Source organism: Streptomyces sp. ISL-94 (genome assembly GCF_018614075.1).
Taxonomy (GTDB): Bacteria; Actinomycetota; Actinomycetes; order Streptomycetales; family Streptomycetaceae; genus Streptomyces.
In genome coordinates this window covers 113354-128054 of the sequence record NZ_JAGGOZ010000117.1, presented here as the reverse complement: position 1 = coordinate 128054, position 14701 = coordinate 113354, and the positions used below count along the sequence as shown (strand labels likewise).

Below are 14701 nucleotides of genomic sequence, written 5' to 3'. Positions count from 1 at the left end.
CTCTGCGGAACCCTCTGCGGATCCCTACCTCTGGCTGGAAGACGTCACCGGCGAGGCCGCCCTCGCCTGGGTCCGCGAGCGCAATGCCGAGACCGTGGCCGCGCTGGCCGGCGCCCCCGCGTTCAAGGTGCTCGAAAACGGGATCCGCGAGGTGCTGGACGACGACGGCCGGATCCCGTACGTCGCCCGCCGAGGCCGCCACCTCTACAACTTCTGGCAGGACGCCGACCACGTACGAGGGGTGTGGCGGCGCACCACCCCGGAGGAGTACCGCACGGACCGGCCCGCGTGGGAAACGGTCCTGGACCTGGACGCGCTGGCCGCGGCCGAGGGGGAGAAGTGGGCCTGGGCGGGCAGCAGCGTGCTGGCCCCCGAGCACCGGCACGCCCTCGTCATGCTGTCGCGGGACGGCGCGGACGCGTGCGTGGTGCGCGAGTTCGACCTCGACACCCTGGAGTTCGTCGAGGGAGGCTTCGAGGTCGCCGAGGCCAAGACGCGGATCGGATGGATCGACCGCGACCGGATCTGGATCGGCACCGACTTCGGCCCCGGCTCGATGTCCGGGTCCGGCTACCCGCTCCAGGTGCGCCGCTGGCGGCGCGGGACCCCCCTCCACGAGGCGGAAACGGTCTACGAGGGCCGGCCGTCGGACCTGTCCGCCTCCGGCTGGCACGACGACACCCCCGGTTTCGAGCGGGACTTCGTACACCGCCAGATCGACTTCTGGAGGCAGGAGCTGTTCCTCCTTCCGGAGGACGGATCCGACGGCCCGCCGCTGAAGATCGACGTACCGGACGACGCGGGCGCCTCCGTCCACCGCGAATGGCTCATCGTCACCCCGAAGACGCCGTGGCTCGGCCACCCCGCCGGCAGCCTGCTCGCCTTCGACTTCGACGCCTTCCTGGCGGGGCAGCGGGAGGCCGCCGTGCTGTTCACCCCGGACGAGCGCACCGCGCTCGCCGGCTACAGCTGGACCCGCCACCACCTGGTCCTCGGCACCACCGCGGACGTCTCCTCCCGGATGGAGATCCTCACCCCGGGCGCCGACGGCTGGCGGCGCGCGCCGCTGCCCGGCGTACCGCCGCTGTCCACGGCCTGGGTCAGCTGTACCGACTCCGACGTGGACGACGACTACTTCCTGAACGTCTCCGGCTTCCTCCAGCCCTCCACCCTCTACGCGGGCACGGCGGGCGGCGGCAGCGAGGGGGAGGCAGGCGAGGCGGGCGCCGACGAGACCGTCAAGCAGGCCCCGGCGCTGTTCGACACCGCCGGTCTGGCTGTACGACGGCACTTCGCGACCTCCGCGGACGGCACGCGCGTGCCGTACTTCGTGGTCGGCCCCGAGGACCGCCCCGGCCCCGGCCCCACGCTGCTCTACGGGTACGGCGGCTTCGAGATCTCCCAGGCCCCGCACTACAGCCCGGTCACCGGCCGGGCCTGGCTCGCCCGCGGCGGCACCTACGTGGTCGCGGGCATCCGGGGCGGGGGCGAGTACGGGCCGGCCTGGCACCGGGCGGCCCTCGGAGCGGACCGCGTCCGGGCGTTCGAGGACTTCGCCGCCGTCGCCCGGGACCTCACCGCCCGCGGCATCACGACCCCCGCCCAGCTGGGCATCGAAGGCGGCAGCAACGGCGGCCTCCTCATGGGTGCGATGCTCACGCGCCATCCGGAGCTGTTCGGCGCCGTCGTCGCGCACGTGCCGCTGCTGGACATGCTCCGCTTCCACCGGCTGCTGGCGGGCGCCAGCTGGATCGCCGAGTACGGAGACCCGGACGACCCGGCCGACCGCCCCCACCTGGAGGAGATCTCCCCCTACCACCAGGTGCGGGCCGAGGGCGCCCCGTATCCGCCGCTGCTCCTGCTCACCTCGACGCGCGACGACCGGGTCCACCCCGGCCACGCCCGCAAGATGGCCGCCCGGCTGCGTGAGCACGGCCATTCCGTCCTCTTCCACGAGCATCTCGGCGGCGGCCACGCCGGAGCCACCGACCACGGCCAGACCGCCTTCAACGAGGCCCTGGTGCACACCTTCCTGTGGGAGCGCCTGACCCCGCGGCGGTGAAACCCGGTCCGGTGAACCCCGGTCCGGCGACCCCGGTCCCCGCCGCGGCCACGGCCTCGGCGGGGACCGCACTGCGCCCGGCGGCGCGCGCTCGATCCGCTCACCCCGGAAGGCGGTTCCGCGATCCGTCCCAGTGGCTCATAATCAACCCTTGCCCGGCGCGAAATGACCAGCGCGCCGCGTGCAGCACCACACGGGGGATCCATGAACAGCACATCTCTGTCCACATCACCATCGACCCAGCCGGCGCCGCGGCACCTGGCCGCCCTCATGTCCGCCGTCCGCAGGAGCCGGATCGTCACGCTCACCGGGCAGGGCGCCGACGACAGGAGCCGGCTCGCCACCGCCGTCGCGTGCCGGCTGCGGTCCAACTTCGTCGCCGGCACCGCCCTGGTGACGCTCGAGCGCAAGACCGGCGAAGCGGACCTGACGGCGGCCCTCTGCTCCCTCTCGGCCGGCAGAACGGCCCCGCCCGCCCCGGGGCGGCCGGAGCTGCCCTGGTTCACCGGCCAGGACCTGCTGCTCGTCCTCGACGGCGGCCAACACCTCACCGACCGGGCGGTGCGCCGGCTGCGCCACCTCCTCGCCCTCGAACCGGGCCTCCAACTGCTCACCACCAGCAGCCGGGCCCTCGGCCTCGACGACGAGCAGCTTTTCCCGCTCACGCGGGGACGCTGAACCGCCCGGCCTTCACCTGCCCGTCACAGCCGCAGCGAGGCCGCCACGGGCAGGTGGTCGCTGGCGGTGGCCGGCAGGGTCCACGCCGAGACCGGGGTGAGACCGCGGACCAGGATCTGGTCGATGCGGGCGAAGGGGAAGCCCGCGGGCCAGCTGAAGCCGAGGCCCGCGCCCGGCGCCTCATGGGCGGAGCGGAAGCGGTCCACCACCGGCGCGAGGGCCCGGTCGTCGGTGGTGCCGTTGAAGTCGCCGACGAGGAGGGTGCGCCCGGCCGGGGCGGTGGCGAGCTCGGCGGCCAGCCGGCCGGCGGCTTCGTTCCGGTTCCCGGTGGTGAATCCCGACGGCCTGACCCGTACGGAGGGAAGGTGGGCGACGTACACGGTGAGGGGGCCCTTGGGAGTCTCGGCCGTGGCGCGCAACGCGACTCTCCACGACGTGACGGGCACCCGGGCCGTATCGCGGAGCGGGAAGGTGCTCCACAGGCCGACCGTGCCTTCGACCACGTGGTACGGGTGCGTCCCGGCCAGCGTCTGCTCGTACTGGCGCACCGTGGGCGGCACCAGCTCCTCCAAGGCGATCAGCTGGGCACCCGAGGCGGCGAGGGCACGGGCGGTGCCGACCGGGTCCGGATTCGCGTCGTCCACGTTGTGCGTGACGACGGTGAGGTCGGCCGTGCCGCCGGCACCCCGGTCGGCGAGGGCGGGTCCGTACAGCGCGGCCCAGATGAGCGCCGGGAGCAGGACGGCGATCAGCGCGACGCGCGACCGGCGCACGAGCCCGACGGCAGCCGCCACCAGGACCACCGCGCCGGTCCACGGCAGGAAGGTCTCGACGAGGCTGCCCAGGTTGGCGACCCGGTTGGGAAGCCACCGGTGCAGCGGCATCACGAGGGCGGCGAGCACGCAGAACGCGGCGACGACCCGGCCCCGGCGGCCGGAGGCGGGTCGCGGGGCACGGCGGCCACGAGGGACGGCGGCCGGGGGAGCGGTCTTCGTCACGGCGCGGCTACTCCGCCACCGCGGCGCCCGGGGTGACGGCGCGGGCCGCACCCCACCGGGCCGCCGCGGGCCCCCGGCCGGAGGCCGGCTCGCCACCCTCCGGCGGACGCTTCTTGCCGATCATGTACACGGTCATGACCTTCATGACGCGCGCCGGGCCCATCCAGTTCTCCTCGCCCTCGCCCTCGCCCTCGCGCCCGCCCGGGACGAGAGCCTGCGGTCGATACACCTAGCGGCGCCCGCGCCGGCGCCGTACGAGGATTCCGACGGCCGCGCCGGCCAGGGCCGTTGCCGCCACGCCCGCCGTCGTCCACCAGACGGCGGGCCCCGGTCCGGGCTCCGCGGGGGCTTCGGGGGCCGGCACCGGCGTCGGTGCCTCGGCCGGTGTCCGGCTCGGTGCCGGCGCGGCCGACGGTGTGGCGGGACGGGGGTCCGGGGTGCCGGTGGCCGGGGCCGGGTCCACCACCGGTACGCCGACTTCGAGTTCACCGTGGCCCAGGGCCGGGAAGCCCACGTCCACGCTGACCTTCCAGGAGCCGGGTGCCAGGGTCTCGGCCGTGGTCCAGCCGGCCGGCGCCGCGGCGGGATCACGCACCAGCCGCCAGGGGCCCATGGTGCGGGCGCCGTCGCCGCTGACCGCGTTCACGGTGGCGGCGACCGCCTCGCTGACGGCGTCCCCGTCGTTCTCCCACGTGATGTCGGCCGTGATGTGGCCCTCCCGCTGCCCGGTGACCACCACCTTCACGGTGTCGCCGTGGGCGTACGCCGCGGCGGGGGACAGCAGGATCAGGCCGAGTGCGGTCAGGACGGCTTGGAAAGCGATTCGTATGCGCATCGTGGCGGTGCTCCGGGTGGAATGAGGGGCCGGCGGACGGCCGCGCGACGCGGCCGTCCGCCGGAGTGGACTTCAGGGGGCTGGAAAGGTCAGCCGACCTTCTGAACGGTCCAGGCCTGCGCCGGGCGGCCGTCCGCGCGCTGCAGGTCGAGCAGCCAGTTCCCGTAGTAGGGGCGGCTGCTCACCGTCAGGGCGAAGCCGCCGCTCGGATCGGTGACCGTCACCGCGCCGCCGCGGGAGGTCAGCTTCCAGGCCTGCGCGGCGACGCCGCCGCAGGGCTGCTGCGCGACCCACATGCCCGCGGCCGGAGTGCCGCCCGGCTGCAGGCACTTGCCGGAGACGGCCGAGCGGATGCGGACCTGTCCGCTGCCCGCGTCGTCGAAGTACCACTGCTGCTGGGCGTACCCGTTGGAGCGGGCCCCGACGAGCACGGTGCCGTCGGCGCTGCGCCCGCCCCAGACCTCGGCGGCCATGCCGGTGCTGCCGTTGCCGAGCAGGTACCGGGTGCCGGGGGTGGTCGCGCCGCCGCCGGTGCCCTTCGTACGGAAGGACGCGGCCTTGCCGGGCCCGCTGTCCCGGCCGGCGCTGTCGCGGGCGGAGACGGCGACCGTGTACGAGGTGTCGGGCCGGAGGTTGTAGACGCGCAGCACCGGGGACTGGACCCAGGCCAGGTGCTTGCCGTTGAGCAGGACCTGGTACCAGGCCGCGCCCTCGGCCTTGGGCCAGCTCACGACGACGGAGTCCGACTGGACCTGGCCCACCGTCACGGCCGGTCCGCCGGTGGGCTTCTTCGTCGGCGTGGGTGTCGGCTTCTTGGTCGGCGTCGGGGTGGGGTTCGGGTTCGGACCGGGGTCGGTGCCGCCTCCGCCCTTGTTCCGCATCAGGAACTGGTTGTCGGCGATGTTCCAGTGCGTGGCCAGGTAGCTGCCGGGCTTGGGGCTGGTGTGGAAGTAGTCGTCGTGGTTGCAGTCCAGGATGTTCTCGGACGCCTGGTTGGTGCAGATGTTGCGCATCTGCGGGTAGTACGGGGTGTCCGAGTAGCACATGACGTCGAACTCGTCGGTGCAGTGCGCGCCGCGGCTGGTGTTCGGGGCGCTGTTGTTCACCGCGCCCAGGTTGTGTCCCAGTTCGTGCGCCGCGGTGTGACCGCCCCAGCAGCCGGAGTCCGTGCGCCCGTACGAGGGGCCGAAGTTGCTCTGGTTGGCCTGGCCGGGCCGCTCGTCGCCGTTGAAGGTGCCGATGCCGCAGTAGATCTGGGTGTCCGCGAAGATCATGTACTTGCGGTCGCGGCGGTCGAGCCCCTTGCCGGCGAGTGCGTTGTTGGTCGCGCTGAACTCGGCCAGCGCGGAGTCCGGGAGCTCGATGTTGAGCACGGTGGGGGTGCAGTCGGCGGCCGTCACGTAGCGGATGTGGCGGACCCCGCCGGTCTCCTGAGCGCTCGTCGCGTAGATGAGGTCGGCATCGGCCGCCCACTTGCGGAACGATGCCACGTACTCGGAGTAGCGGTCGCGACCCGGGCCGTGGGCGTACACGACCTGGACGCGGTTGCCGGTGCTGCCGTCGCCGTCGCACTGGACGGTCTGGCCCGCGGGGCCTGCGGCGACGTCCTGGCCGGCGGCCGAGGGCGCGGGCGCGGCGGACTTGTCGGCGGCGCGGTCGGCGTCGGCGGCGGGCGCGTCCTGAGGACGCCCGCCGCCTTCGCCGGTCGCCGGGTCATCGGCGGCGGGGCGGGCCGGATCGGCCGCGGGTGCCGATGCCTTGACGGCGGGCGGGATGTCCTTGGTGATGTCGACGTCCTTGGGCGGGGCGTCGGGGCCGTGCGTGCACAACCCGGCCTCGGTGCGGTAGACGCCCACGCACCGGTCGCCCTTGGGCGCGGTCTTGAGGCCGTCGAAGACCATGCCGCGCGCGCTCTCGTTGGCGGGCGCGCTCGCGAGGGGTTCGGGCTCTTGGTCCCGGGCGGGCGCGGCGGCCGGTGCGGCGGCCTCCGCACTGGCCTGTACGGGTACGGCCTGGGCGCCATCGCCCAGTCCGGAGTAGGCGATGCCGGCGGCTATCACCGCCGCCGTGGCCGTGGCGGCGGTGAGGAGTATCAACCGCCGGGGCTTGCGGCGGTGTTCACGCCGTCTGCGTCGTCCTGTCATGGGCACCTCAAGTCGATGTCGGATGAGTGGGTGCGCGGAAGCCTGCCAGACGAATGCGATGGAGAATTCGGACAAAGGGGAGTGCGCTTCGAGAAATCGTTCCGTTACCTGTCGGCAAGAACTGACGAACACTCAACTCCATGCAAAAGAGGGGGAGTTACGCGCGTCACGCGGCATTGGTCCAGGCCTTGTCAATGGAGTCGTTATCAAATCGAGATAACGACTGTGGGCTTATTGACGGGAATTCAGTCAGGGATTCATCTAATTACTACCTGTCGAATTCCCTCCGTCACGACCCGTGAGGAAGGTGAGGCCGGCCGGATCGGTGGATGGCGGCGGCGCCCCAACTCCCCCGCAGCGATAGGGTGCTGCCCCTGCCCGATCCGGAGGTACCGACGATGAACCCCCTTGCCCCGACGGCCGTCGGGAAGGCACCGCCCGCCGTGACCGCCCCGTGGGACACCATCACCGCCCTGGCCGACCGCTTCGACGCCGCCGATGCCGAGCAGGGACTCCAGCCCGAGGAGAGCCACCTCCTCCAAATCCTCAAGCTCGGGGAGGAGTTCGGCGAAGCGGCCCAGGCCGTCATCGGCGCCAAGGGCACCAACCCCCGCAAGGGCCGCTCCCACTCCTGGGAGGACGTCCACGACGAGGTGTGCGACGTCATCATCACGGGCATGGTCGCCCTGGCCAGGATGCGCCCCGACGCTGCGGCGTACTTCGCCGGCCAGCTCCGGTTGAAGGCGGGCAAGTTCCTGCCCGCACCGGAACAGACCGGCGGCTGACGGTCTGAGCGGTCGGGCCGGTCCCGCCACCGCACGCTGGTCCGGACCCGTTGGAGGATCCCGCTGATCACGGGCCGGTGGCTCCGCCGCCGGCCAAGGGGACGGCGGTCGCCGCGACCGCCTGCGCTCAGGTCGCGGCGGTCCGCACTGGACGACGGAGCAGGTAGAGGGCCGCCGACGAGACGAGCACCGCCATGCACGCGATGAACACCAGCCCCGCACCCTCCAGCCCGAGCGGACCCACCAGCACCCCCACCCCGATCACCGGCACCGAGATGCCCGCGTACGCCACCACGAACAGCGTCGAGATCACCGCCGCCCGCCGGTCAGCGGGGGAGGCCGCGGCCACCGCGGACAGCGCCCCGCGGAACGCCAGCCCCTGCCCCACCCCGCCGACCAGCGCACTGAGCACCACCAGCGGCAGCAGATCCCACCGCAGCGCCCCCGCCAACAGCGCCAGCCCGGCGAAGAGCCCGGCGCACCCCAGCGGCAGCGAGCGCCCCACCCCCACCCGGCCGACCGCCAGCTGCCCGGCGGTCGAGGCGAAGAAGGCCAGCGCGACGACCAGCCCGCTCACGGCGTGGTTGTGCACGTCCAGGGACTGCGCGAGGAACGCCGGGCTGACCGAGGTGAACACCCCGAACAGCGCGAACCCCACGAACGCGGCGATCGCCGCCGGCCCGAACACCGCCCGCACCTGCGGGGGCAGGCCGGGCCGCTGCGGCCGTACGGTGCTCAGCGGCCGCCCCTCCCGTACCGTCTCCGGAAGCCGCAGCAGGACGGCAACCGAGCCGGCCACCAGCGCGAGGTGCACGGCGAACGGCAGGTACAGCGGCAAGACGGCGTACTGCGCGAGCACTCCGGCGAGCAGCGGACCGCAGCCGAGCCCGCCCATGTTCGCGGCCGTCGCGACGAACGTGGCCCGCGAGGTGCCGCCGTACGGTGCCAGCTCCATCACGTACGCCGTGGCGGCCCCGGTGAACAGGCCGGCGGACAGGCCCGACAGCAGCCGCCCCGCGTACAGCCAGCCGAGCCCGGTGGCGCACAGGAAGCACACGGCGCTGGCCGCCGCGAAACCCAGGCCCACCAGCAGCACCGGCCGCCTGCCCAGGGCGTCCGAGACATTGCCCGCCAGCAGCAGCACACCGATGACCCCGAAGGCGTACACGGCGTACACCACGGTCACCATCAGCTCGGAGAAGCCGAACTTCTCCTGGTAGAGGCCGTAGAGGGGGGTCGGCAGCGTTGTGCCGGCCATGCACACGGCGAACACCGCCCCGCTGAGCAAACACTGGCGCCACCCTTGGCGATCACCGTCCATGCCGCCGACGGTAAACCCGCGGAGCGCCCGGACCCGGCCTGACGTGCCCGGCGCGCCGCCGCCCCCTGTGCAATGGAGCCCCAGGGGACGCCGACGGCGACTCAGCTGTCGAGCACGCCGAGGTCGATGCGCGCGAGGCGCTCCGGGTCGGTGAGGATGTCGAGCGCGGTGATCCTGCCGTCCCGGATGGTGAACGCCATGACCGAGAGCAGCTCGCCCTGCGCCGACAGGGAGACCACACCGGGGAGGCCGTTGACCAGAACCGGGCGCCCGGCCTCCGCGAACCGGGCGAAGGTGATCGCCTGGGAGGCGACCTCGGCCGCACCGCGCCGCAGGACGCTCGGGCACAGCGTGCCGCCGTCGGAGCGCGCCACGATCCCGGGGTCGAGAAGGGAGACGAGGGCGTCGAAGTCCCCGCCGCGCGCGGCCGCCAGGAAGGCCTCGACGACCGTACGCAGCCGGGCCGGATCGGCGTCGGGAGCGGGCGCCGCACCCTGGACCCGGCGCCGGGCGCGACTGGCGAGCTGCCGGGTCGTGGCCGCCGTACGGCCGAGGACGGGGGCGATCTCGTCGAACGACACGGCGAACATGTCGTGCAGGACGAACGCGAGGCGCTCGGCGGGGGAGAGGGTCTCCAGGATCACCATCAGGGCGATGCCGACGGAGTCGGCCAGGAGTATCTCCTGCTCGGGGTCGAGGCCGTCCGCCCTGCTGACGACCGGATCGGGGACGCGGATCCGCCCGTCCTGGTCGTGCAGCGGATCCTCGCGCCGCGTGGTGTGCGAGCGCAGCATGTCCAGGCAGACCCGGCCCACCACCGTGGTCAGCCAGCCGCCCAGGTTCTGCACCTCGGCGGCGTCCGAGCGGCTCAGCTTGAGCCACGCCTCCTGGACGGCGTCCTCCGCCTCGCTGAGTGAGCCCAGCATCCGGTAGGCCACCGCCCGCAGATGGGGCCGGTGCTCCTCGAAGCGCTGCGCCAGCACGTCCTTCTCGTTCACTGTCACGTCCCCGTGCTTCTGTTCCGTCAATGCCGTTTCGGACGATATCCGACGGGGCAGCAGACGTCCTCAAAGGTCGCCAACGGACCGCGGCCGCACAACGACCGCCGCCCATCCGCCCGTTGCCGAAGCGGTCCGTTGATCGTTTGGGTGACCGACGGGCAGTGGGGGCGGTCATCGATACGCGAGGCGAGAGTGGTCGGGATGTGGGTTGCACGCAGGACGGTTCTCCAGGCGGCGTCGGCCGGCGCCCTGACGGCCTTGACCGGCCACCCGGCGGCGTCGGCCGCGCCACACAGGGCCGGAGCCCCGGAACCGGCGGCGGGAGCCCCCGAACAGGCGGCCAGAGCCCCGGAACCGGAGCCCGGGCGCCCGGCCCGGCTGCGCTTCACCCGCGCGACCAACGGCGCGGCCACCGCCACCGCCGACGGGGGCCGCGTCATCGCCGAGGTGCAGAACATCCTCTGGTCGCTTCCCCCGGACGGCTCGCCCGCCACCCCTCTCACCCCGCCCGACCTGGAGCCCGGCCGCCCGGTGTTCTCCCCGGACGGCCACCACGTCGCGATGAGCGCCTACCGGGGCGGCGCCTTCCACATCTGGGTGATGCGCGCCGACGGCACCGGGCTGCGCAAGCTCACCGACGGTCCCTTCGACCACCGCGCGCCCGCCTGGTCGCCCGACGGCCGCACCCTCGCCTTCTGCTCCGAACGCGGCGGCGACCCGGTGGCGGGCAGCCCGTACCGGATCTGGACCGTCGGCGTCACCGACGGCCGCCTCCGCCGCCTGACGGGCCTGCCGGCGCAGACCGGTCCGGGCCAGGAGGCCGCCTGGGAGGACTTCGACCCGGTTTGGTCGGCGGACGGCTCCCGCGTGCTGTTCGTCCGCGGCACGCCCACGGGCGAAACCCTGACCGCCCGGATCCTCGCCTCCGTGTCCGCCGACGCGCCAGGGCCCGTACGGACCGAACACACCGTCACCGACGGCAGCCTGCGGGCCCCCGCGCTCTCCCCGGCCGGCCGCACCGCCTGGCTCTGCGCCGCCCCCGGCGTCCGCAAGGCCGAGATCCTGTCCCTGTACGCGGACGGCCGCCCGGTCGCCCTCGCGGGGGACCTCGCGCCCGCGCCCCCGCGCTGGATCGACGACGACCGCCTGCTGGTCACCCTCGACGGCCGGTTCCGGGTGATCCGCCCCCACCGGGACCCCGTCGGGTACGAGATCCCCCTCGACGCCACCCTCGAAGTGCCGCGCCCCCGTTACCGCGTCAAGCAGTACGCGCTGGAGGCCGAGCGGAGCCGCCCGGTCCTCGGCCTCCACCTGCCCAGCCTGTCGCCCGACGGCCGTACCGTGGCCTTTGCCGCGCTCAACGCCCTGTGGACCGTGCCCGTCACCGGGGGAGCCCCGCGCAAGGTCGTCCAGGCACCCGCCACGGCCTACGTCCAGGGCCCCGTGTGGAGCCCGGACGGCCGGGCCCTGGTCTACACGGACGACCGCGACGGCCTGAACACCGTACGTCGCCGCGAACTCGCCGGCGGCGCCGAGAGCGTCCTCTCCCCGAGCGGCCGCGTCTACGGGTCGCTCTCCCCGGACGGCACCCGGCTCGCCGCCCTCGACCTCGCCGGGCGGCTCCTCGTACGCGACCTCGCGACCGGGACGGACACCCCGCTGGCCGATGCCCTCGGCGGTGGCGGCCTGCCCAGCCCGCCGAGCTGGTCGCCCGACGGCCGGTACCTCGCCCTGTGCGACCGCAACCGGCTCAGCCGGCGCTTCCGCGAGGGCCACAACCTCATCCGGATCGTCGACACCGCCACCGGCGCCGCCCGCCTCCACGCCCTCGCCCCCCACACCTCCCTCTCCGACAGCTACGCCTCCGGCCCCGTCTGGTCACCCGACGGCCGCTTCCTGGCCTGCGTCGGCGAATCGGCCCTCTGGCTGCTCCCGGTCGCCCCGGACGGAACCCCCGCCGGACCGGCCCGCCTCCTGACCGACGAACCCGCCGACCACCCCTCCTGGTCCGCTGATTCGCGCACGCTGCTCTACCAGTCCTGCGCCCGGCTGCGCCTGCTCTCCCTCGACGCCGCCGGAACACCCGCCGGAGCACCTCGCACCGTCCCGCTCACGCTGACCTACCGCCGCCCCGCCCCCGTCGACACCGTCGTCCACGCCGGACTCCTCTGGGACGCCACCGGCTCCCCGCCCCGCGCCGACGTCGACATCCTCATCCGCGGCGGCCGGATCACCGCCGTCGAGCCCCACCGGCCGCGCCGCCGCACCGCGCGCACCGTCGACGCCTCCACCGGGACGGTCCTGCCGGGCCTGTGGGACGCGCACGTGCACCCGTACCCGTACACCTACGGAGCCCGGCAGGGCGCGCTGCACCTCGCCTACGGCGTCACCACCGCCGTCTCCCTCGGCGGCTCCGCCTACGAACAGGCCCGGCTCCGCGAGGACATCCGGGCCGGCCGGCTCGCCGCACCCCGGCTGCTGGCGAGCGGAGAGCTGCTCGACGGCTCCCGCGTCGCCTACAGCATGGGGCGCGCCCACCGCACCCGCGCGGGCTTCGCCCGCTCGCTGGCCCGGGCCGCCGCCCTGGACTGGGACTTCGTCAAAACGTACGTCCGGGCCCCGTACGCGTTCATGGAGGACGCCGCCCGATTCGCGCACGAACGGCTCGGCGTGCTCGCCGGGTCCCACCTGTGCGCCCCCGGCATCCAGTCCGGCCAGGACCTGACCACCCATCTGGTGGCCACCGAGCGCGCCGAGTACGGCCACGGCGCGACCCCGGGCGGACACACCTACCAGGACACCGTGGAGGTCTACACGCACGGCGGTTTCGACCTCATCGCCACCCCCTTCACAGCCCTGACGCTGATCGGCGCCGATCCGGCGCTCGCCGACGACGCCCGGGTCACCGCGCTGATGCCGCCCTGGGACGTGGCGGCCGTCCGGGCCGCGGCCGCCCAGGCGCCGACCCCGGAGCAGAGCGCCGCCCTCGAACGGGAGGTCGCCACCTACCGGGCCGTCCTCGCGGGCGGCGGCCGCGTGGCCCTGGGCACCGACGCGCCCCTCACCCCCGTCGGCCTCCACCTCCACCTGTCCCTGCGCGCCCTGCACCGCTACGGGCTGACGCCGGCCGAGGCGCTGACCACCGCCACCCGCACGCCCGCCCGGGTCTTCGGCGTCGCGGACCAGCTCGGCACGGTCGAACCGGGCCGGATCGCCGACCTCACCCTCGTCGACGGCGATCCCTTCGCCGACTTCGCGGACCTGATCCGCGTACGGGCCACCCTGCGCGGCGGCACCCTCCAGGAACGCGCCGCCCTGGAAAGCGCCTTCACCCCCACCGCCGCACCGGCTGCCACGCCGCCCGGTGACTGGCGCGCCGTCCTCCACCAGATGCTCCGCGACGGCTGCTGCACCGGCCCCACCCACCAGGGACCGGCCTGAGACTGCCGATCCGCTGGAGGAGGACGGTCTTACAAGCCCTACGGTCCTACGGTCCTACGGGGGGCAGGGGCAGGGGCAGGAGCTGGGGGCGCTTGGCCGTGCGGCCGTCTCCGGAGGACCGGCCACGCAGCCGGCGGCCGAGCCAGGGACCCAGGAATGCCGCCGCCCAGCGGACTTCGGCCCCGGCGGCCCGCAGGCCGGAGGCGGCCGGCAGCGGGGGCAGCGGCCGGGCCCAGGCGTCGCTGCTGCCGGGGAGCCGCAGTGCGTGGGCGAGGGCCTCGGCGATCCGCTGGTGGCCGAGGGGGCCGGCGTGCAGCCGGTCCGGGCTCCACAGACGGGGGTCGGTGGCGACGGCCTCCCTGGCGGTCTCTGCGACCGTGACCCCGTGCCGGGCGGCCGCGGCGCGGATGTGGGTGTTGAGATCGACCACGCGGGAGCGCAGCGGGCGGGCCAGAGGTGCGATCCTGCCCACGTCGGGGAAGGTCGCGGTCACCACGCGGGTCCCGGCCGCCGTCAGCGCGGCGAACATCTCCTCCAGCTGCCCGGCCACCTCCGCGGCGTCGAACCGGGGCCGCAGCAGGTCGTTGACCCCGGTGACCACGGTGGCCAGATCGGGGCGCAGGGCCAGCGCCGGCCCCAGCTGCTCGGCGAGGACCTGGCTGGTGACGCGTCCGCGGACCGCCAGATTCGCGTACAGCAGGCCGGGGTTGACGGCCGTGAGCTGCTCGGCGAGCCGGTCGGCGAAGCCGCGCAGGCCCACGAGGTCGTCCCCGTCGCCCATTCCCTCCGTCTGGCTGTCGCCCAGGGCGACGTAGCGCAGGCAGTCACCGTTCCGCACGGTTCGTCCGCCTCTCTCTCAGGATGGCCGCGCTCCGCAGGCACCAGTCCCGGTGGCCCTGTTCGAAGGCCAGGCCGCGCAGGCACGTCAGGTACCCGCCGATTCCTTCGCCCCGGAGCAGGAACTCCTCCTCGTCCGCCTCACCGCGCATGTTCCGCAGCACCTTGCCGAGGAGTTCGATCTTCGCCTCGGCCGCGGCCGCCCGCTCTTCGAGCTGCTCGATCACCGGCACGGTGCCGACCCGGTCGGCGGTCTGGACCTTGACGAGCAGGTCGTCGCGGATGGAGGAGGGCTTCGAGGGGGACGCGGCGAACCGCTCCAGCTCCTCGCGACCGGCGTCGGTGACCTGGAACAGCCGCTTGTTGGGCCGGGTCTCCTGGACCACCTGCCGCCCCGAGACCAGCCCTTCCTTCTCCAGCTTGGACAGCTCGGCGTACAGCTGCTGGGGCAGTGCGTGCCAGAAGTTGGCGACGCCGAGGTCAAACGTCTTCGTCAACTCGTAGCCGCTGTACTCGCCGTCGAGCAGCGCCGCCAGCACGGCATGCCGCAAGGCCATCGGAGCGTCCCCCTTCCCCTTCTTGGTCCGGACCTGCATCAT

General features: G+C 74.0%; 12 protein-coding genes. 4 read left to right on the top strand and 8 right to left on the bottom strand.

What is annotated here, in order from left to right; translation table 11 throughout:
- Window positions 1-34: 34 nt before the first annotated feature.
- Window positions 35-2062: a prolyl oligopeptidase family protein gene (locus J7E94_RS30615; RefSeq protein WP_215020071.1), complete on the top strand. Its 2028-nt coding sequence runs from the start codon at window positions 35-37 to the stop codon at window positions 2060-2062.
- A 204-nt stretch (window positions 2063-2266) separates the two neighbouring features.
- On the top strand, window positions 2267-2740 hold the full coding sequence (locus J7E94_RS30610) for a hypothetical protein (RefSeq protein ID WP_215020058.1): 474 nt from the start codon (window positions 2267-2269) through the stop codon (window positions 2738-2740).
- 23 nt (window positions 2741-2763) lie between these two features.
- Here J7E94_RS30610 and J7E94_RS30605 read toward each other — a convergent pair whose 3' ends face one another.
- The 4 genes from J7E94_RS30605 to J7E94_RS35545 form a co-directional block, all read right to left on the bottom strand.
- Window positions 2764-3738, bottom strand: coding sequence for an endonuclease/exonuclease/phosphatase family protein (locus J7E94_RS30605; RefSeq protein WP_215020057.1), 975 nt, complete (start codon window positions 3736-3738; stop codon window positions 2764-2766).
- Window positions 3739-3745: 7 nt separating this feature from the next.
- On the bottom strand, window positions 3746-3967 hold the full coding sequence (locus J7E94_RS30600) for a hypothetical protein (protein ID WP_215020056.1): 222 nt from the start codon (window positions 3965-3967) through the stop codon (window positions 3746-3748).
- A complete protein-coding gene (locus J7E94_RS30595; RefSeq protein ID WP_215020055.1) occupies window positions 3968-4573 on the bottom strand; it encodes a hypothetical protein in 606 nt (201 codons plus the stop codon).
- An 89-nt stretch (window positions 4574-4662) separates the two neighbouring features.
- Complete coding sequence (locus tag J7E94_RS35545; protein WP_285440845.1) at window positions 4663-6717, bottom strand: RICIN domain-containing protein; 2055 nt, start codon at window positions 6715-6717, stop codon at window positions 4663-4665.
- Window positions 6718-7115: 398 nt separating this feature from the next.
- Here J7E94_RS35545 and J7E94_RS30585 point away from each other — a divergent pair, with 398 nt between their 5' ends.
- Window positions 7116-7502 (top strand): MazG-like family protein, encoded by a 387-nt coding sequence (locus tag J7E94_RS30585; RefSeq protein ID WP_215020054.1) that lies wholly within the window; start codon window positions 7116-7118, stop codon window positions 7500-7502.
- Between the two features lie 127 nt (window positions 7503-7629).
- Here the strand turns inward: J7E94_RS30585 and J7E94_RS30580 are convergent, their stop codons facing one another.
- Both J7E94_RS30580 and J7E94_RS30575 read right to left on the bottom strand, forming a co-directional pair.
- Window positions 7630-8823, bottom strand: coding sequence for an MFS transporter (locus tag J7E94_RS30580; protein ID WP_215020053.1), 1194 nt, complete (start codon window positions 8821-8823; stop codon window positions 7630-7632).
- 101 nt (window positions 8824-8924) lie between these two features.
- Window positions 8925-9821 carry a sigma-70 family RNA polymerase sigma factor gene (locus tag J7E94_RS30575; RefSeq protein WP_215020069.1) on the bottom strand — a complete coding sequence of 299 codons (897 nt, stop codon included), beginning with the start codon at window positions 9819-9821 and terminating at the stop codon, window positions 8925-8927.
- A gap of 204 nt (window positions 9822-10025) precedes the next feature.
- Between J7E94_RS30575 and J7E94_RS30570 the strand changes: the two genes are divergently transcribed.
- The gene (locus J7E94_RS30570) at window positions 10026-13265 is read left to right on the top strand and encodes an amidohydrolase family protein (protein ID WP_215020052.1); all 3240 of its coding nucleotides are present in this window, start codon (window positions 10026-10028) and stop codon (window positions 13263-13265) included.
- 46 nt (window positions 13266-13311) lie between these two features.
- Here J7E94_RS30570 and J7E94_RS30565 read toward each other — a convergent pair whose 3' ends face one another.
- A complete protein-coding gene (locus J7E94_RS30565; protein WP_215020051.1) occupies window positions 13312-14103 on the bottom strand; it encodes an SGNH/GDSL hydrolase family protein in 792 nt (263 codons plus the stop codon).
- Complete coding sequence (locus tag J7E94_RS30560; protein ID WP_215020050.1) at window positions 14090-14659, bottom strand: PadR family transcriptional regulator; 570 nt, start codon at window positions 14657-14659, stop codon at window positions 14090-14092. Before J7E94_RS30560 ends, J7E94_RS30565 begins: the two co-directional genes overlap by 14 nt.
- Between the last annotated feature and the right edge of the window lie 42 nt (window positions 14660-14701).